Below are 19,291 nucleotides of genomic sequence, written 5' to 3'. Positions count from 1 at the left end.
AATGAAAACCTTTAATGAGTTAAAATTAGCCAAAGAGCTAATCAAATTTCAATCTATTACTCCTCTTGATGCGGGTGTGATGAAATTTTTAGAAAAAAAATTAAAAAAACTAGGTTTCAAAACAAAAATATTGCAATTTAAAGAAAAAGGTTTCCAGCCCGTTAAAAACTTATATGCTAGACTTGGAACTAAAGGGCCAAATTTTTGTTACGCAGGTCACCTAGATGTAGTGCCTCCAGGAAACATAAAAGATTGGACAATAAATCCATTCAGACCATCTGTAAAAAAAGGCTATTTAATTGGTAGAGGCGCAAATGATATGAAAAGCTCAATTGCAGCTTTTGTCTCTGCTGTAAGTACTTTTTTGATAAAAAATAAAAAGTTTAATGGATCAATTAGTTTACTTATTACAGGTGATGAGGAAGGTGATGCTGTAAATGGTACAAAAAAAGTTGTAGAATATTTAAAAAATAAGAAAGAGAAAATTAATTTTTGTCTAGTTGGTGAACCAACAAATCCTAACAAATTAGGTGAAATGATAAAAATTGGTCGAAGAGGGAGCTTAACTGGTAAATTAACTATATTTGGCATCCAAGGCCATGTCGCATATCCTGATAGGGCCAATAATCCTTCAAGCATAATTGTAAAAGTTTTAAAAAAATTTAAAGACATTCAATTTGATAAAGGAACCAAAAATTTCCAACCTACGAATTTAGAAGTGACAAAAATAAATGTTGATAATACTGCTGATAATGTAATTCCTGCAACAGCTGAGGCAACATTCAATATAAGATTTAATAACAAACACTCTTCAAAATCCTTAATTAAAAAAATTAATAAAATTCTTATTCAAGTTAATAAAAAAAATAAATCAAAATTTAAAATTGATTATAAGGTTTCTGGTGAAGCTTTTTTGACCAAGCCAAACAAAACAACATTTATGATTCAAAATATTGTCAAAAAAGTTACTAATATGAAACCAAAATTATCTACCACTGGTGGTACTTCAGATTTGAGATTTATCAAAAAGATATCCCCAGGTTTAGAGTTTGGGTTAGTTGGAAAGACCATGCATAAAGTTGATGAAGCAGTATCTTTAAAAGATTTAAGAAATCTTACGAAAATTTACTCAAAAATTTTAGAGGCTTATTTTTTATGAGAACTGCAATAATTAATTCAGACTCTTACGAAAAACATATCACTGGTGATGGTCACCCTGAACAACCAAAGAGAGTAATAGCTATTAAAGAAAAATTGAGTAAAAGAAAAGACTTAATTTGGGACAAACCAGACAAAGTACCTGAAAATATATTAGCTATGACACATTCCAAGAATTACTTAGAAAATTTAAAAAGTTCTTTTCCTCAAAAAGGACTAAAGTTTTTAGATGGGGATACGGTAGTATCACCAGAAAGCAAAAAAGCGGTCTTTGAGGCAGCGGGTTCAACAATTAGGGCAATCGATGGCATAGAAAATAATCAATTTAAAAATGCATTTTGTCTATCAAGACCTCCAGGACATCATGCCGAAAAAGACAAAGCAATGGGATTCTGTTGCATATCAAACGCAGGTGTAGCTACTAATTATTTAATTAGTAAATATAACTACAAAAGGGTTGCTTGTGTAGATTTTGATGTGCACTGGGGTAATGGAAATTACGATGTTATGCGTAGTAATAAGAATTCATTATACATTTCTACTCATCAATATCCTTTTTATCCTGGAGGAGGAACTGATAAAGACAAAGGTGATTTTAATAATTCGCTAAACATACCATTACCAGCAGGTACAAACTCTGAACAATATTTTAACGCATTTGATAGAGTTTTGGACAGGTTGGTTGAATATAAACCTGATTTTTTATTATTTTCAGCTGGATTTGACGCTCACAAAGATGATCCTTTGGCTCAATTTCAACTAAGCTCCAAAGACTTCTATGAGATAACCAAAAGAACATTAACTGCTACTAACAAATTCACTCATGGAAAAGTTGTTTCTATACTTGAGGGTGGATATGATTTGAACGCTTTAGCTGAAAGTGCAAACGAGCATATAAATGCTCTAATAGAATTTAATTAAATAATTTTTAGCTCATCATAAATCATCCAAATGAAATTGTATAAAATAAAAAAATCTAAAATTGATAATAAAGGAAAAGGTCTTTATGCTACACGAGATATTAAAGAGGGAACAAAAATAATAGATTATGTCGGAAAAATTATTACAAATAAACAAGTTGATGAGTCAGAAAAGTTTGATAACAAAAAACCAATTTATTTATTTACATTAAACAAAAAATATACACTTGATGGAGACTTTTCTTGGAATACTGCAGGACTAATAAATCACAGCTGTGACAACAATTGCGATTATAATGGGAAAGGTTTAAAAGTTTGGATTACAGCTATTCGAGATATTAAAAAGGGAGAAGAATTTACTTGCGATTATGGTTTTGGTTATGATGAGGACTATAAACAATTTCCTTGTAAATGTGGCTCAAAAAAATGTTGTGGTTATATTGTAAGAGAAGAGTCTAGATGGAGAATAAATAAAAAGTTTGCTATGGGTAATAAAAAAAAACTAACTAAAAAAAAATAATAAAAATTTACTTAATAAAGACATAGAAGATATAAACATTACTAAAACTATAGAATACATTAATAATACGATTTTATTTTTCTTTCTTCTTAGCCTTACAAAATCTTTATCATCTAAATCTGAAATATCTCTTTCACCAGCTACTGGATAATCATAAGTAAATCTCCAAGTGCTATCACCAAGTCTTGGATCTAAATTGTTAAAATAAGTTATCCAAGCGATAATATATCTAAAAACTAAATATAAAATTATTAAAAAAATTGAACCCAAAATCATAAGGTATAATACCTAATTAAATTTAAAGATTAATTAATATTTTTATCTCTTTTTCTAGCAATGAGCTGTGTTAAAGAGTCTACCATGGTATCTGAAGCTTTAAAGATATCCACATTTCTAAACTCATGAGAAAGATTTTTTTCTGGATTTGTTTTATCCTCGATAACAATTCCTTCATCTGGCGAGTTATTTTTTATATAAATTAATAATAACCACTCATCGTCAGATGACTCATCCCATTTAATAAAAACCTCTCCAGTTTCAAATCGTCTATCAATACATCTAAAAATAGACATATCACGGGTAATATGTCTTCTATTGAGTTGAAATACTAAACTACTTGCGCTTCTATAAAAGCTCTCAAGTGCAAATTCAACTTTTTGTCTTGCTAATGTATATTCTTTTTCTTTTTCTAATAAGGTTTCTCTATCCTCGTTACCTTGAAGTTTAACACCTAGCGCCTCAACTCTTTCTTTAATTTTTTGATCTCTGAGTAATCTGTATCTTTCTTTTAATTTGTCGATTCTCTCCTGTAGTCCAGAATAATCTTCTCTTTTTTCTTTTAGGGAAATTTTCTCAAGTTTTTCTAGTTCTTTAACTTCTCTTATTCTGAATTTTTCAATTTGTTTATCTAATCTTAATTGTTTTAAAAATTGTTTTTGCTTTTCTGCTTGTTCAATTCTTAAAAGCGCTTGTTCTTTTCTTAAAAATAATTTTATATCTTTCGTTCTTTGTTTTTCTAATCTTTTCTCTTCTTTTAACGTTAGCTCTCTCAGCTTTAATCTCAAATTTTCTTCTTCTTTTTTCTTCTTTGCCTCTTCGATTTTTTCTTCTCTCTCTCTCTCAATTTTTTCTATTTTTATCCTTCTTTTTTCATCAGTTTTTAATATCTTGTAGTCAGAAATTACTTCTGAAATTTTATCAAAAAAACTCTGAATGCTTTTTTCCAAACCAAAATTAAATTTAAAATTAAACTTAGGCTTAAGAGATAATTGAAATTTAACCAATTTTAAGACTAGACTATCTTTCTGTTTTTTTCTTATTTTTGGTAGGTAATTGACTTTTTTTAGTTTTTTGTACTTATTTTTTTTTTTTTTATTAATTAACTTATTTTTTCTTTGTTTTTTAGAGCTTTTTCTAATTCTATTTATTTTTCTTTTAACTTTGGTAGCTTTATTTTTCTTTTTAGTTTTAGTCTTTTTTTTTGATTTTTTTTGTTTTTTTTTCATTTCTGAGAAGAAATGACCCTATCAATAATTTATTGATAAATATAGTCCCTAGTCACAGGTGTTGAATTATAATTTTTGGTAAGTTGAAATTGATATACAACTTGATCTCCCCACTTGAATGCCATTTCACAACCAGCAAGATAAAACTCCCACATTCTAAAAAATTTTTCATCAAACATTTGAATAATTTTATCTTTATTTTTTAAGCAATTTTCTTTCCAATGTCTCAACGTGTGCGCATAATGAAGCCTTAAAACTTCAATATCTGTCACTATTAAGCCAGCTTTTTCAATGGGGTTGGTTACTTCACTTAAACTAGGAGTATAACCACCAGGAAAAATATATTTCGTAATCCATGGATGAGGATCTCTTGGAGGATTTACAGATCCAATGGTATGTATCAGTGATACCCCATCCTCTTTCAACATTTTTTCGATTTGTTTGAAAAATTTTTTGTAAAATTTCCTTCCAACATGTTCAAACATCCCGACACTTACAATTCTATCAAATTTTTCATTTAACTCTCTATAATCCATTAGTTTAAACTTTACTTGATTTTCTAAATTGAGTTCTTTAGCTTTTTGGGTACAATAATTAAGTTGGTTCTCTGATAAAGTAATACCTGTTACCTCACATTGAGCACTTTTGGCTATATCGATGGCAAGTGAACCCCAGCCACATCCAATATCTAAAACTTTTTGATTAGGTTTTATATTTAATTTTTTAATTATATGTTGAATTTTATTATTTTGAGCTGTTTCTAAACTATCATTTTCATTTTTAAAATATGCACAAGAATATTGTCTTTTTGGATCTAAAAATAAATCATACAAGTCGTCCTGAATATCATAATGGTGAGATACATTCATTTTGGATTTTTTAATAAAGTTAAAGTTAGTTAAATATCTATATGATCCCCTTAATCTATTAATTAAATAACTGAAAAAGTTTAATTCTCCCCTTCCAAAATTCATTAAGGCAAGATCTAAAAAATCCGTAAGTGTGCCGTTTTCAATTACAATTTCACCATTGGTATATGCCTCACCAAAATATAAATCAGGATGAAATAACAATTTATAATGAAGATTTTTGTTTAAAATTTTTAATTTAATAGGGTTATGGTCTGGTTCTCCAATAATATAATCTTTGGAATTAGCATCGGTTAATACAAAACCACCCTTTTTAAAAATTTTATTAAGAAATCTTGCTAATTGCATTTTATGCCGCCAGGGTTGGTTTATTATAAAATTCTAAATCCTTTAATCTATTCATTAATTCTTCTTCATCATTTCGATTTAAGAGACTTAGTGGTGGTAAAATATTTTTATATATATTGTCATTTTGAGCACAGTAAGTATGTAAACCTGAAATAAGATTATATTTATCAAAAGTGCTTCTCACATCACATAACTTATCATTATGTAACTGCTTTTTTCCAGCAAAAAAATCATCATAAACTTGCCTAGATAATTCTGCTGTAACGTTGCATGTTGCAGTTATTATACCAGAACATCCTAATTCCAAACCTTTTAACAATTTAGTCTCCGAACCTGGTAAAATAGAAAAATTTTTAAGCTTTAAATTTTCATATAAATTGTAAGAGCTATCTTTTACTCCAACTATTTGTTCTGGAAATTTATTTACAAGTGTCTCTACACACTTCAGACTAAATTTGTAACCACTAAGTTTTTCAAAATTGTAAAGAATAATCTTACAATCTGGCACTGAATGAATTATTCTAGAATAAAAATCCAAAACCTCTTTATCACCATAATTATAATAAGCGGGAGGCATGATTAAAAATTTATTTACGTTCAATGAAATTGCTATCTTCATAAAATTTATTGTTTCACCTAAAGAGTTTAGACCTGTGCCAATTATATGTTTATTCTGATATTTGCTTTTCGAGAGATTGTTGAGTAAGTCAATTTTTTCTGAAATAGGTATTAATTGAGACTGACCTGTGCTTCCAAATATTACCGTACCATGACAGCCTTGATCGATAAGTTTCTCGGCATGCATTATTGTTTTTTCAACATTCAAGCTTAAATCATCGTTAAGCACTGACATCGAAGCAGCATAAATTCCACTTATTTTTGTCATAATAAAAATTTATATAAAAATATACTCAGTAAAGTTTATAAATACTATATGAAAATATTAGCAATACAGAGCAGAATGGGTATTGGAGATACCATAATTTTCTTGCCATTTATAAAGGCTTTATACAAAAAATTTAATTCACCAATAAATATATTGGTTAAAGAAAATTCAAAAGCTAATCAATATTTACACCAAACAAAATATATTGATAAAATTCTTATCTTAGAAAGAGATAATAAAACGAATAATAGACATGGTGGTTTTTTTGGTATTTTTAATTTAGCAACCGATTTAAAAAAACATAAGTTCGATAAAATTTTTATTTTTAATTCATCTTTAAGATTTAAATTAATTGCTAAAATATCAGGTATTCCACAAATTTACCAATATCCATTGTTCACAAAAAACAAACAACACATAATTGAGGCTCCTAAAAAATTTTTAAAAGAAAATTTAGATTTAGACATTAATGAAGATCCTGAAGTGCAAATCGACAATGATTCAATTTCTAAAGCAGCACAAAAATTTCAAATAGATAAAAACACTACAAATATTCTCCTGGGCATAGGTGGTTCTGGACCTACAAAAAGAATTCCTGCAAAAACTTTCTTAAGTGTAATTGATAAAATATCAAATATGAAAAATTGCAGATTTTTTCTCGCAACAGGTAAGACAAAAGAAGAACAGGAAGTATTAAACGAAATTTTGCAGTCTAAATTTAAGAATTTTTGTACTCGTTTAGATAATTTTACTATCAATGAAATTTTACCATTAATTAAGAATTGTAATGTTTCCATTTGTAATGACTCGAGCTTTAGTCATTTATCCTCAGCTTTAGGTATTAAAACGATTACTTTAATGGCTGATACTCCCTTAATTTACGGAAATTATAGCTCAAAAATGTTTCCAATAATTCCAGAAGGTGAAAGCACAGTTACACATAATACTTTAGGTAAAGATAAAGTTAATCCACAAAGAATTTTTGAGAGATTTTTAGAAATTATTGCTTAAGAAATATCGTTTAGCACAATATCCTTAGCCTCATTAACAATTGAGGATAATCTTGAAGTTTCGGGAGAAATGTCAGGATGAATCTTTTTTTGGATTTTTATATATGCTTTATTAACATCCTCTTTGGTAACTTTTTTATTCATATCTAAATTTAAAATTTTATACGCCTCTGAAACTGATATAGACGATACGTTATTGGTACCTGTTTGGTTAAAAGAAAAGCGACCAGATTTTCTTAATGTTTGAATAAGTCTAAAAAGAGAGATTAATTGGTAAATAGATAAGCCTTTTAATTTTAATAAAGCTAAACTTGCCAAAGTAAGAGGTAGGGTTAATAAAAATTTTCCACCAATAGCAAACAATACTGCTAAAGCAATTAATCCTAATATAATTAAAAATCTTAAGCCTTTTGAAATTTTCCTAGATGAAATGTTGGTTATAAAACGTAGTAGAAAATAAAAAATGGTTAATATAACTACTGTATAAATTATTATATTCATATATTTTTGATCTAATGAAAATACCACAACTTAAAAAAAAACCAGAGCTTAAATCTTGTCACAATACCACTTGGGAAGATAATTATAGTTGGATCCATCAGGATAACATTCTTGAGGTTTTAAAAGATAGTTCCAAGCTACTTCCAGATGTTAGGAAATATCTTGAAGAGGAAAATAATTTTACAGAACATAATTTAAAAGACACAAAAAAATATCAGAAAATCTTATTTGATGAAATTAAAGGTAGAATTAAATTAGATGATGAATCGTTAAAATTTAAAGACAAAAAATATGAATATTGGACTAAAACAACTGCGGTAGGAAATTATTCGATAAAACTTAGAAAGAAAATTGGAAGTGATACTGTTGAAGAATTTTGGAATGGTGATGTAGAAAAAGAGAAATTAAAAACTGATTATTTCGGCGTAGGTGATTTAGAGGTAAGTTATAATGACAAACTTTTAGGTTATTCTTTAGACTTAAAAGGATCTGAATATTATACAATTTACATAAGAAATATTACCTCAGGAAAATTAGTCACCGAGAAAATAGAAGAAACAAGTGGAAGTATTACTTTTAGTTTGGACGATCAATATTTTTTTTACTCAAAGCTTGATGAATTTCATAGACCAAGAAAAATATATAGACACAAAATTGGATCATCAGTCAAAAATGATGAACTTATTTTTGAAGAGAAAAGTGAAGCATTTACTGTGGGCATGAGTTTGAGTTCAGATGAAAAATATTTTTTTATAACAACATCGGATCATAATACTTCTGAACAATATTACTTTGAGGTAACAGAAAAAAACCCAAAGCCAAAATTAATTATAAAAAGAAAAAAGGGTGTAATTTATTCAGTCAATTCTTGGGGTGGATATTTTTATTGTCATACTAATGATGATGCAGAGGATTTTAAAATCGAAAAATGTGAAGATTTATCAAATCAAAAGTGGGAAATTTATATAGCTGCTAAAGAAGAAGTTTTAATAGGAGGATTAATATTTTTAAATGATTGGATTATCAGAGGAGAAAAATCAAATGCATTAGGAAAATTATTTGTAAGAAATAAAAAAACAGGAATTGAGGAAGAATTAAAATTTACTGACGAATCTGTGATTGTACCCAGTGTTTCGTTGACTCAAAAAAATAAAAATACTGACACAGTTTACTTGTCATATTCATCCCCAAAAACACCAGGTAAAACTTATTTATACAATTTAAAAACAAAAGAAAAAAAATTAGTAAAAGAACAAGAAATCCCATCCGGTCATAATCCAGATGACTATATAGTCGAAAGACTGGAGTGCCCTTCTCATGATGGAAGATTAGTTCCACTTACAATTACCAGGCACAAAAAAACAAAAATTAATGGTTCAGCAAATTTACTTTTATATGGCTATGGGTCATATGGAAGTTCAATGACTCCAGATTTTTCCTCAACTAGATTGAGTCTAATCGACAGAGATATTATTTGGGTAACTGCACATATTAGAGGAGGAATGGAAAAAGGAATGAAGTGGTGGAAAGAAGGAAAGCTTCTTAATAAAAAAAATACATTTGAAGATTACATATACGTAGCAAAGTTTTTGATTGAAAAAGGATATTCATCAAAAGGAAAAATTATTGGTATGGGTGGATCAGCTGGTGGTTTATTAATGGGAGCAGTAGTAAATAAATCACCAGAATTATTTCTTGGAATTGTTATGGCTGTGCCGTTCGTTGACTCACTAACAACTAACTTAGATCATTCTTTGCCCCTTACTGTTGGAGAATTTGATGAGTTTGGAAATGCAAAAGATAAAAAAGACCATTTTGATTATATTTATTCTTATGCTCCATATAACAATATTAAAAAAATGGATTACCCTCACATGTTAATCACTACAAGCTTAAGTGATAATAGAGTGCTATTCGATGAACCAGCAAAATTTACCGCCAAACTTAGAGATTTAAAAACTGATAATAATTTACTTTTGTTAAAAACTGAAATGAACGCAGGCCACGGAGGAAAGTCAGGTAGAGATGGTGCCATTGAAGAAATAGCTTTTGACTATGCATTTATATTGAAGATCTCTGAAAAAATTTGAGTTTGATATCTTGAAAAAAATAAAATAACTCCCATATAAGCTTTGTTGGTCGCCTAATGGGGCTAACAATAAATAAACTTGCTTAACAAAGGAGGATATTATGACAAGTAAGGATTTATCTATATTCAACTCACTAAGACCTTTTTCAATTGGTTTTGACGATATGTTTGACCAGTTTGAAAATATGCTTGGTAATGGTTCTTTGACTATGCAGTCAAACTACCCACCTTATAACATCAGAAAAACTGGAAAGGATAATTATGCAATCGAAGTTGCTTTAGCTGGTTTTAATAAAAACGATGTTGAAGTTGAGTTTGAAGACAATTTATTAACTGTAAGAACCAAACAAGTTAATAAATCTGAAAATAATAATGCTGATGGAGAAATAATTCACAAAGGTATTTCTCAAAGACAATTTGCCAGATCATTTACTATAGCTGACGATGTGAAAGTTAATGGTGCTGAGTTAAAAGATGGTCTTTTAACAGTATCTTGTGAAAGGATTGTTCCTGAGCATAAAAAAAGAAAACTTATTGAAATTAAATAAGTATACCTTGCTTGCGGAGATAGATTCTCCGCAGGTAATCAAAAGCAACCGTTAGAAACAAATCCAATAACGATCAATTTTGCATTTACTTCAAATCTTCTTTCGCAAGGTATTCCGTATTTTTTTGTGTTATAAACTAAAACTAAATTTCCTTTTTCATTTTTAAAATCTTCATCTGGGCTACCTAAGCTGCTTTTTAAATCCTGAGATGACTTGCCTATAAATGCACTTAATTTTTTATTTTCCTTCTCAACAATAGCGTCAGTTTTTTGCTTAATTGTCTGACAACCCAATAAAGAAAAAATTATTAATACATTTAGAATTAGGATCTTAATTTTTTTCATAATTTTATAATAACAACGTAATTATGGCATAAATATAAACTTGTGGGTTGAAAATTGTTAATAAGAATTAGTTTTGAGGGGTAATACTGGAAAGAATCAAATATTTTGCGATTTATAGGAGGATAAATGCTTGAAAAATATTTTGAATACAAAAAACATAAAACAGATTTTAAAACTGAAGTAATTGCTGGAACAACCACGTTCTTAACAATGGCTTACATAATGTTTTTAAATCCATTCATCTTATCAGGAGAATTCGCCGGTCCTGAAAAAGGTTTCTTTGATTTCGGCGCGGTGTACACAGCAACTATTTTAGCAACGGCTTTGGCTTGTTTTATAATGGCTTTTTACGGAAAAACTTGGCCAATTGGACTAGCCCCAGGTATGGGTATTAATGCATTTGTTGCTTTTGGAGTTTGTGCTGGTATGGGTTATACGCCACAAGAAGCTCTTGGTGCAGTTTTGGTTGCTGGTGTATTGTTCTTAATCATCTCACTTACGCCAATAAGAGCCTGGTTGATTAACTCAATTCCAAAAAGTTTAAAACTAGGAATTGGTGCGGGTATTGGATTATTTCTTGCAATTATTGGATTACAAATTATGGAAGTTGTAGTTGATAATCCTGTAACACTAGTACAGCTTGGAAATTTAAGCGACCCATTAGTACTTCTTGGATGTGCAACATTTATTGCAATTATCGTACTTGAAAAAATGAATGTTAAAGGGAATATCATTATAGGTATTTTATTTTTTAGTGTTATTGCTTGGGCTACTGGTCTGGCTAAATTTAATGGTTTAGCAAGTGCGCCTCCTCCGATGACATACCTTTTTGAATTTGACTTGTCCGCTGCCATGACTGCAGGAATGTCTACAGTAATATTTACTTTATTATTTATAGATTTCTTTGATACAGCTGGAACATTAACTTCTGTTGCAAACGTTGCAGGTAAAGTTGATAAACAAGGAAAAGTTCAAGACATTAATAAAGCAATGTTGTCTGACAGCGTTGGGACTGTTACGGGTGCCATGATGGGAACAACAACTGTTACTAGTTATGTTGAGTCAGGTGCTGGCGTAAAGGCAGGTGGTAAAACCGGGATGACTTCCCTTGTGATAGGTATATTATTTTTAGCATGTATATTTTTTGCACCTCTTGCAACTAGTTTACCTAAACAAATTGACGGTGCCGCTTTACTCTTTGTTTCTGTTTTATTTATTAGAAATATTACTGATATAGAATGGAATGACATTTCAGAGTCAGCTCCTGCAATTTTAGCCATGATTGCTATGCCCTTAACTTATAGTATCAGTAATGGAATTGCTTTGGCATTTGTTTCGTATGCTTTAATAAAAATATTCACTGGAAAATTCTCAAGCACTTCTCCAGCAATATGGGTTGTTGCAATACTAAGTGTTGTAAGCTTCGCGGTCGCTTAAAAGTTTTATAGGGCTAGATTTTTTATCTAGCCCTATTCGTTTCTTTCAATTATTTCCTCAATCGAAAATTCCTCGTAATGTTCTGTTGGTTGCACAATCCATGGATCTGAATCTAATCTGATTGGACAAAAATCTGGTTCAAATTTAGATGATTTTTTTTTCCATAAACAAGCTGTTTTTACCTCTTTGATATAATCTTTTGTAGGTCCATAATTTTTCAACCACTCAATACTTTTATTGAGTGTTAGACCCGTATCAGATAAATCATCAATTAATAGAACTTTATTAAAATCTTTATTGTCTGCCAAAGAACTTATTTCCCTTGCGAACATCAGTTGACCCTGTTGATCTTCAATACCTTTTCCTGAATAACTTTGAATGACTATGTAAGCTATCGGTAATTTTAGAATTCTTGACAAGATATCAATTATAGGAGCTGCGCCCCTCATAATACCAATTAAAACAGTTGGCTTGTAGTTTTTGTGAACCTCAACTGCTAATTTCTCAACGATTTTTTTGTATTCTTCCCAGCTTACTATCATTTTTTTTGACATGACTTAAATCTATTTTTCTAAATCTTTAATATTTATGAAATCTTTTGACAAATTTGAGTTATTTTTTTTTATATCATCATAGAAATTCCATGCTAATACCAAAATTTTTGATGCTTTTTTTTTTAATTTCGCCTTTGATGTTATAGGAATTTTTACTCCAGGAATAAACTTACCATGTTTTAATTTATTATCCTCAATTATAAAATCAATTTGATTTGTTACACCATAAAAATTTAATGCAGTTGTTGCTTTTGCAGGAGCACCATAACCAATTATTTGATCATTATCTTTTTTTAACTTATTTAGATTATTAATTACATTTTTTCTAATATTGTAAATTTGATCAGAAAATTTTTGGTATGCGCTAAATTTTTTAACACCAAAATCTTCCTCTTCTTTTAGTAAAAATTTTACGCTTTTTTCAATTTTAATTTTCTTTTTTTTTAAATAAACTCTTATTGAGCCACCATGAGTATTTATTTTTTGAGCCTTAAATATTGTTAAATCAAACTTTTCAAAAAAATTTATAAGTGATGTTAAAGACCAATAGTTATAGTGCTCGTGATATATGTTATCAAATGTTAAGTCTTTAAGAGTATTAAGTAAATATTGAACTTCTATTATAATAGTACCACTTTTTTTTAATAATTTTATCATACATTCTGCCATTTCTTTAAGATTATCAGAATGTGCAAAAACGTTTGAGGCTAAAATTAGGTCAGCATTTTTTTTAATTTTCTTAAGGTTTTTTTTCTCAAGAAAACCGTTGAATGTTTTAATGTTATTTTCATTAGCCAGTTTAGAAAGATTTTTTGCAGGTTCTATACCTAGGATATTTTTAAACCCTAATTCTTTAAAAGGTCTCAAACCAACACCGTCATTACTACCAACATCAATTATGTATGAGGTTTTTGGTTTAAGTTTAAAGTCCCTCACATACTGTTTAGCAGCATTAGCAAAATGATTTCTAAAAACTTTAGAGGTTGAAGATGTATAAAGATAATTTGAAAACATCTTTTTAGGATCAACAGAAACTGATAATTGACAGTTGTGGCATTTTTCACAGTAATTTAATTCTAAAGGATACAACTCTGTACTTTCATTTTTTTTATTTAATAAGTTATTTGCCAGTGGTTGATATCCTAAGGAAATAACCCTCTTCAGCTTTTCATTTCCACATGATCTACATTCAAACTTATAATATTTTAATAATAAATCTCTTTCCTTCTCGTTAACAAATACATGCTTAATGGTGTGAGTTATTCCGTAATTTTCGTGCTCTCTCTCACCCCTCACCAAATTTAAAAAAGTAGTGTCTTTTGTAAAAATCATAGTATGAGCTACATTAGGTTTAATAATTGACAACTGTCCTTGATTTACTACTTGAGTAATTTTAGGTGAATTAGGGTTTAAAATATCTTGAAAAATTTCGATAATTTGTCCTTTAGTAAATAAGCATTTTTGTTCTTGTTGAGGATGATAATGATTAGCTCTAATAGTACCTTTTTTTGAATCAATTAAACCGATCATATTTATTGGTTCTGTAAGCTCATGATTGCTTATTTTTCCACGGTTATCAATGAATTCATTATCTCCATCTCTTACAATTTCGAGATCTTTAATTAATTTTTGTTTTGACCATTTTGTAATCATTTCTTTAAGACTCTCATCCAATGCATATAAAAACTTAAAACCTGTTTTTAAAATCTTTTCATTTGACAAAGAGAAACCTAAATTAGGAATTTCATCATTTGTTTCTCTTAGAGAGATGTTCGGATTATATTTTTTACATATATCAGCAACTTCTTTTACAGTCACGGTGTCTTTTGTTAGGTTAAATAATTCATAATTAATATCTTTTTTTTCTTCCATAAATTTAAAACATCTAGCTACATCTATTAAAGGAACCAAGCTTTTAATTTGTTTTCCACCTGCAAAAAGTCTGAGTGTTCCATTTTGTGACGCGGTTTTTGCAAAAAAATTTGCCATAATATCTATTCTAGCAGTATCTGTTGAGTAACCGTAGACAGATCCGAGCCTTAATATAACAAAGTTTTTTCCTGAATTTTTAAGTTGATTTTCATTATTATTTTTTGATTTACCATATGATAGAACTGGACAAGTTTCCTCATTCTCTTTAATATTTTTTTTAATACTATTTAATCCCTCGTATACGACATGAGAAGATGGCATAATAATTTTACATTCATTACTGATGACATCTAAAATATTTTGCGTTCCCTCTTCTGCTACTTTTCTTATTAATTCCTCTTTAGCGGAAGTACTCTCACTTTTTACTCTTGGTACATCAGTTATGCCTGCCAGATGATGAACAATATCTGCGTCTTTACAATATTCATTTATCAACTCTTTATCTAAGATATCACCATGGACAAAGTTCATATTCCAATTTCTAATTTGATTGACTCTTTCAGAAATGAATCTGTTATCAATTACTGTAATTTTATCATTCCAACTATATCCTGAGTAAATTTTACATAATTCAGTACCAATGTAACCTAAGCCACCAGTTATAACGATTTTTTTCATCGGTATTTCTTAACAAATTATTTAAAACTTTACATCAATTTTAATAATCATTAAGAACCATAATATGCAAATTTATGACTGTTTTATGTATTATAATGAGGATGTAATACTAGAAGTAAGATTAAATTACTTAAATCAATTTGTTGATAAATTCATAATTGTTGAAAGTACTTTCAATCATAGAGGCCAAAAAAAAAAATTAAATTTTAATATTAACAACTTTTCAAAATTTAAAAATAAAATTGAATATTTTGTATCTGAAAAACAACCAACAAATATTGAAGAGATTAATGATAAAGACACAGATAATGAAAAATCCAGGAAATATATTTTAAATGGTTATAGAAGAGATAATTTTCAAAGAAATTATATATCAACTGGAATTAATGGGGTTGATAACAATGATATAATTATAATTTCCGATATTGATGAAATACCGAATTTGAAAAAAATTAATGTTAATGAAATTAAAGATAACTTAATTTTTTTTAATCAAAAAATGTGTTATTACAAATTCAATCTTTATCAAAAAAATTATAATTGGGTAGGATCAAGAGCTTGCAAAAAAAAGAATCTTGTATCACCTCAGTGGCTTAGAGATATAAAGCCTAAAATTTACCCGAAATGGAGGGTGGATACTTTTTTTTCAAAAATTAAATATACTAATATAATTTTTGTTGATAATGGTGGCTGGCATTTTTCATATTTAAATACCCCTGAATTGATTGAACAAAAACTTCAGTCGTACACTCATCATAGAGAGTATGACCTAAACCCTATAGGAATAGAAAATATTGAAAAAAGGATCAAAAATAAAGAATCGGTATATAATCTATCGGCAGATAAAAGAGAGAATCAGTTTTCAAAAGGTGTTGCTCTAGAAGTAATGAATTTTAATGAATTACCAAAATATATCAGTGAAAATAAAACTAAATATGATAAATGGCTGGCATAATGAAAAAAGGATATTGGGTTAGCTTATATTTTAAAATTGACAATCAGGAAAATCTGAAAAAATATTCAGAGTTAGCTACACCAGTGATCAAAAGTTACGGTGGCGTGCCATTAATAAGAGGTGGTAAGCATGACACTTTTAATGGTGATGATTTTAGTAGGACTGTTGTATGGGAATTTCCAAGTTATGCCAAAGCATTAGAGTGTCACTCCTCTAAAGAATATCAAGATAGTTGGGCAGTAGCAAAAAAAACTACAAAAAGACATATGCAAGTGGTTGAGGGGTTTAGTACTGAATAGGCTCAGGATCTATGCTTCTCCATAAATACCACGTTGCAACAGAACAATAGGGACTGAACCTTTTTTTTAATAAAGATACAAATTTATCAGGTGGTAAATATTTTTTTTTATAATTTTTTGAAATAGCTCTTAGAAGGCCGATATCCTGAATCGGCCAAATATTTGATCTATTGTATGTGAATAATAAAATCATTTCAGCTGACCATCTCCCTATTTGTCTTAATTGTGATAAATAATTTATAGCCTCCTCATCTGACATTTGATTAATTAATTTAGGATTAAAAGTTTTTTCTATTGTTTGCTTCGCTAAACTCTTTATACCTAATACTTTCTGTCTGCTTAATCCACAGGTTTTCAATTGAGTAAAGGTCAGTCTAGATACTGTTTTTGCGTTAATTTTATTTTTACATTTTTTTTTAAATTTTAAAAAGACAGAATTCGCTGCTGCAACACTTATTTGTTGTCCAATTATACTTTTACATAACGAAAAAAAAATATCTCTTCTTGAAGTTAAAATAGTTTCTGAGGGACTTTCATAACTTTTGATTAACTTAGAAAGAGTTTGATCTTTTTTTGATAAATATTTTTTTGCTTTGTTCCAGTATTTAGGTACTTTACTCATTAATTGACCTAGATGTTATAATTTTTTTTTTATAAATCTCCCGTCTAAAAATTATAAGTGTTGAAAAAATCACCAATAAGGCCCCCATTAACGTTTTGAACGTGGGTATCTCGTTCCAAATGAAATATCCAAATATTATAGCGAAAACTAAAGCCAAATATTTAAGGGGAGTTACTAAAGAAACCTCTGAAAATTTATATGATTGACTTAACCACAAGTTTGCGACACCTCCAAAAATACCTATCAAAGATAAAAGTATGAAATGATTCAAAGTAGGCATAACCCAGCCTTGAGGGATAGTTAAAAAACTTAATAATGTAATGGCTAAGGAAAAATAAAAAGAAATTAACCACACTGGTTCGGTTGTTGACAGTTGTCTAATAGTTATGGCTACATAAGATAGACCTAAACAAAATATAATCGGAAAAATATAATAAATGTTTAATTCAGTGATCCCAGGTTCTGTAATTATGAGAATTCCAACAAAGCCTATGATAACTGCTAACCACCTAAAGATTCCTACTTTTTCATTTAATAGAAAAATAGATAATATTGTTGTAAATATTGGAGCAGCAAAAGAAATGCTTACAACGGTTGCTAATGGCAGCTGCCTTAAAGCAATAAATATTGCAATTAGAGCAACTAATCCTGAGCCACATCTTAAAGCATGTAATCCTGGTCGTTGAGTTTTGTAAAAATTATGAAATCTTTCTTTTGGAATTATAAAAAAATAAAAAATTATCCCAAAAAAACCTCTAAAAAACAAAACCTGCCCAATAGGATAATCTACAGACCACTTAACAATTAAATCCATTAATGAAAATGCACAAATGGACAAAAACATGTACAAAAATCCCAATTGATTTTTACTTAGCATATGAATAATTTGTAAATTAAATTAAATCTTATTCAATGGAAATAGCTGTTTTAGCACTTGGATGTTTTTGGGGACCTGAAATTAAATTCAGTAAAATAGATGGCATAATCAAAACAGAAGTTGGTTACTGTGGAGGTAATAGCTCTATTACCACATATAAAGAGGTTTGCACTGGCAACACAAATCATGCTGAGGTGGTTAAGCTAGATTTTGATGAAAAAATTATCTCTTACGAAAAAATTTTAAAAATATTTTTTCAAATTCATGATCCAACTACTTTAAATTCTCAAGGACCAGATTTTGGAACTCAGTATAGAAGTGAAATATTTTATCTTAATGACAATCAAAAAATAATAGCTGAGAAGGTATTAAATGAAGTGAATGCGCGTTTATCTGGAAAAGTTGTAACAAGAATATCTTTACTAAAAAATTACTGTCCAGCTGAGGAATATCATCAAAAATACTTGGAAAAGCGATAGCATGTCTTTAGTTGAAACTGATTGGTTGGAAAAAAACCTTACTAAGGTGAAAATTATTGACTGCTCTTGGCATATGCCTCAAACACAAAGAAATGGATTTGAGGAATATAAATCCCTTCATATACCAAGCGCAATTTTTTTTGATATAGATGAAAATTCAAGAAAAGATACTGCTTTACCACATATGTTAGTTGACCAAATGACTTGGGATAAAATTGTTTCAAATATGGGAATTAAAAAAAATGATGAAATAGTCATTTATGATAATTCAGATGTTATAAGCTCATGTCGTGGTTGGTTTAATTTTATCTATTACGGACATGATCCAAAATTAATAAATGTTTTAAATGGTGGTTTAAGAAAATGGCTTAAAGAAAAAAAGAAAGTAACTGATGAAATTTCAAATATAGATAAATCAGATTATAAAGGTAGCGAGAGAAAATATCTTGTTAAGAATAAACAAGCAATTGATCAAAATATAGACGAAAAAATATTCACATTAATTGATGCTCGAAGTAGAGAAAGATTTGAAGGTAAAATCCCTGAACCCAGAATAGGTCTTAGAAGCGGATGTATAAAAAACTCTTTTTGTATACCATTTAATGACTGTCTAAACGATGATAAAACTTTTAAAAATAAAGATCAGCTTAAAAAAATTTTTAAAACAAGCATTGAAAATTTAGAGCAAAAAAAGATTGTTTTTTCATGTGGTTCAGGTGTTACAGCGTGTGTTTTGGCACTAGCTTATTCTTTAATTAATGATAAATATCTTCCATGTATATATGATGGCTCTTGGGCCGAATACGGATTAATTTAAATT

21 protein-coding genes are annotated in these 19,291 nt (G+C 28.9%); 11 read left to right on the top strand and 10 right to left on the bottom strand.

Annotated features, from left to right (window positions below; translation table 11 throughout):
* Position 1: 1 nt before the first annotated feature.
* The 3 genes from dapE to ACTT9C_RS02995 are packed head-to-tail and all read left to right on the top strand — an operon-like array spanning position 2 to position 2,598.
* Positions 2–1,159 carry a succinyl-diaminopimelate desuccinylase gene (gene dapE, locus ACTT9C_RS03005; protein WP_440923026.1) on the top strand — a complete coding sequence of 386 codons (1,158 nt, stop codon included), beginning with the start codon at positions 2–4 and terminating at the stop codon, positions 1,157–1,159.
* On the top strand, positions 1,156–2,079 hold the full coding sequence (locus tag ACTT9C_RS03000; RefSeq protein WP_440923025.1) for a histone deacetylase family protein: 924 nt from the start codon (positions 1,156–1,158) through the stop codon (positions 2,077–2,079). Before dapE ends, ACTT9C_RS03000 begins: the two co-directional genes overlap by 4 nt.
* A gap of 30 nt (positions 2,080–2,109) precedes the next feature.
* Positions 2,110–2,598, top strand: a complete 489-nt coding sequence (locus ACTT9C_RS02995) for an SET domain-containing protein (protein WP_440923024.1) — start codon at positions 2,110–2,112, stop codon at positions 2,596–2,598.
* On the opposite strand, the gene ACTT9C_RS02990 is transcribed toward ACTT9C_RS02995, so the two are convergent.
* Genes ACTT9C_RS02990 through ACTT9C_RS02975 form a run of 4 tightly spaced genes read right to left on the bottom strand, consistent with a single transcriptional unit; the run spans position 2,581 to position 6,206 of the window.
* Positions 2,581–2,874, bottom strand: coding sequence for a hypothetical protein (locus tag ACTT9C_RS02990; RefSeq protein ID WP_440923023.1), 294 nt, complete (start codon positions 2,872–2,874; stop codon positions 2,581–2,583). The genes ACTT9C_RS02995 and ACTT9C_RS02990 overlap by 18 nt on opposite strands.
* Before the next feature lie 29 nt (positions 2,875–2,903).
* The gene (locus ACTT9C_RS02985) at positions 2,904–4,103 is read right to left on the bottom strand and encodes a hypothetical protein (RefSeq protein WP_440923022.1); all 1,200 of its coding nucleotides are present in this window, start codon (positions 4,101–4,103) and stop codon (positions 2,904–2,906) included.
* Between the two features lie 29 nt (positions 4,104–4,132).
* Positions 4,133–5,320: a class I SAM-dependent methyltransferase gene (locus ACTT9C_RS02980; RefSeq protein ID WP_440923021.1), complete on the bottom strand. Its 1,188-nt coding sequence runs from the start codon at positions 5,318–5,320 to the stop codon at positions 4,133–4,135.
* A gap of 1 nt (position 5,321) precedes the next feature.
* Positions 5,322–6,206 (bottom strand): dihydrodipicolinate synthase family protein, encoded by an 885-nt coding sequence (locus ACTT9C_RS02975; protein WP_440923020.1) that lies wholly within the window; start codon positions 6,204–6,206, stop codon positions 5,322–5,324.
* A gap of 48 nt (positions 6,207–6,254) precedes the next feature.
* On the opposite strand from ACTT9C_RS02975, the gene ACTT9C_RS02970 reads away from it, so the two are divergent.
* Positions 6,255–7,217 (top strand): glycosyltransferase family 9 protein, encoded by a 963-nt coding sequence (locus ACTT9C_RS02970; protein WP_440923019.1) that lies wholly within the window; start codon positions 6,255–6,257, stop codon positions 7,215–7,217.
* Here ACTT9C_RS02970 and ACTT9C_RS02965 read toward each other — a convergent pair.
* Positions 7,214–7,717, bottom strand: coding sequence for a J domain-containing protein (locus tag ACTT9C_RS02965; RefSeq protein WP_440923018.1), 504 nt, complete (start codon positions 7,715–7,717; stop codon positions 7,214–7,216). The two genes, ACTT9C_RS02970 and ACTT9C_RS02965, sit on opposite strands and share 4 nt — an antisense overlap.
* A 14-nt stretch (positions 7,718–7,731) precedes the next feature.
* On the opposite strand from ACTT9C_RS02965, the gene ACTT9C_RS02960 reads away from it, so the two are divergent.
* Both ACTT9C_RS02960 and ACTT9C_RS02955 read left to right on the top strand, forming a co-directional pair.
* A complete protein-coding gene (locus ACTT9C_RS02960; RefSeq protein ID WP_440923017.1) occupies positions 7,732–9,807 on the top strand; it encodes a S9 family peptidase in 2,076 nt (691 codons plus the stop codon).
* 100 nt (positions 9,808–9,907) lie between these two features.
* Positions 9,908–10,354 (top strand): Hsp20 family protein, encoded by a 447-nt coding sequence (locus tag ACTT9C_RS02955; RefSeq protein ID WP_440923016.1) that lies wholly within the window; start codon positions 9,908–9,910, stop codon positions 10,352–10,354.
* Positions 10,355–10,392: 38 nt separating this feature from the next.
* Here the strand turns inward: ACTT9C_RS02955 and ACTT9C_RS02950 are convergent, their stop codons facing one another.
* Positions 10,393–10,698, bottom strand: a complete 306-nt coding sequence (locus ACTT9C_RS02950; RefSeq protein WP_440923015.1) for a hypothetical protein — start codon at positions 10,696–10,698, stop codon at positions 10,393–10,395.
* 126 nt (positions 10,699–10,824) lie between these two features.
* Here ACTT9C_RS02950 and ACTT9C_RS02945 point away from each other — a divergent pair, with 126 nt between their 5' ends.
* A complete protein-coding gene (locus ACTT9C_RS02945; RefSeq protein WP_440923014.1) occupies positions 10,825–12,135 on the top strand; it encodes an NCS2 family permease in 1,311 nt (436 codons plus the stop codon).
* 32 nt (positions 12,136–12,167) lie between these two features.
* Here the strand turns inward: ACTT9C_RS02945 and ACTT9C_RS02940 are convergent, their stop codons facing one another.
* Positions 12,168–12,689, bottom strand: coding sequence for a phosphoribosyltransferase (locus ACTT9C_RS02940; protein WP_440923013.1), 522 nt, complete (start codon positions 12,687–12,689; stop codon positions 12,168–12,170).
* A gap of 9 nt (positions 12,690–12,698) precedes the next feature.
* Entirely contained in the window at positions 12,699–15,239 is a 2,541-nt protein-coding gene (locus ACTT9C_RS02935) for an NAD-dependent epimerase/dehydratase family protein (protein WP_440923012.1), read from the bottom strand.
* 64 nt (positions 15,240–15,303) lie between these two features.
* Here ACTT9C_RS02935 and ACTT9C_RS02930 point away from each other — a divergent pair, with 64 nt between their 5' ends.
* Complete coding sequence (locus ACTT9C_RS02930; protein WP_440923011.1) at positions 15,304–16,194, top strand: hypothetical protein; 891 nt, start codon at positions 15,304–15,306, stop codon at positions 16,192–16,194.
* Complete coding sequence (locus ACTT9C_RS02925; protein WP_440923010.1) at positions 16,194–16,493, top strand: DUF1330 domain-containing protein; 300 nt, start codon at positions 16,194–16,196, stop codon at positions 16,491–16,493. Before ACTT9C_RS02930 ends, ACTT9C_RS02925 begins: the two co-directional genes overlap by 1 nt.
* Here ACTT9C_RS02925 and ACTT9C_RS02920 read toward each other — a convergent pair.
* Together ACTT9C_RS02920 and ACTT9C_RS02915 are read right to left on the bottom strand one after the other, a co-directional pair.
* On the bottom strand, positions 16,480–17,115 hold the full coding sequence (locus ACTT9C_RS02920; protein WP_440923009.1) for a DNA-3-methyladenine glycosylase family protein: 636 nt from the start codon (positions 17,113–17,115) through the stop codon (positions 16,480–16,482). The two genes, ACTT9C_RS02925 and ACTT9C_RS02920, sit on opposite strands and share 14 nt — an antisense overlap.
* Entirely contained in the window at positions 17,108–17,992 is an 885-nt protein-coding gene (locus ACTT9C_RS02915) for a DMT family transporter (RefSeq protein WP_440923008.1), read from the bottom strand. Before ACTT9C_RS02915 ends, ACTT9C_RS02920 begins: the two co-directional genes overlap by 8 nt.
* A 35-nt stretch (positions 17,993–18,027) precedes the next feature.
* Here ACTT9C_RS02915 and msrA point away from each other — a divergent pair, with 35 nt between their 5' ends.
* Positions 18,028–18,471 (top strand): peptide-methionine (S)-S-oxide reductase MsrA, encoded by a 444-nt coding sequence (gene msrA / locus ACTT9C_RS02910; RefSeq protein ID WP_440923007.1) that lies wholly within the window; start codon positions 18,028–18,030, stop codon positions 18,469–18,471.
* Between the two features lies 1 nt (position 18,472).
* A complete protein-coding gene (locus tag ACTT9C_RS02905) occupies positions 18,473–19,288 on the top strand; it encodes a rhodanese-like domain-containing protein (protein ID WP_440923006.1) in 816 nt (271 codons plus the stop codon).
* Positions 19,289–19,291: the final 3 nt, after the last annotated feature.

Source organism: Candidatus Pelagibacter sp., from assembly GCF_052049575.1.
GTDB lineage: Bacteria > Pseudomonadota > Alphaproteobacteria > Pelagibacterales > Pelagibacteraceae > Pelagibacter.
Note: the sequence above shows the minus strand (reverse complement) of the source record. Positions and strands in the feature narration are given on the sequence as shown.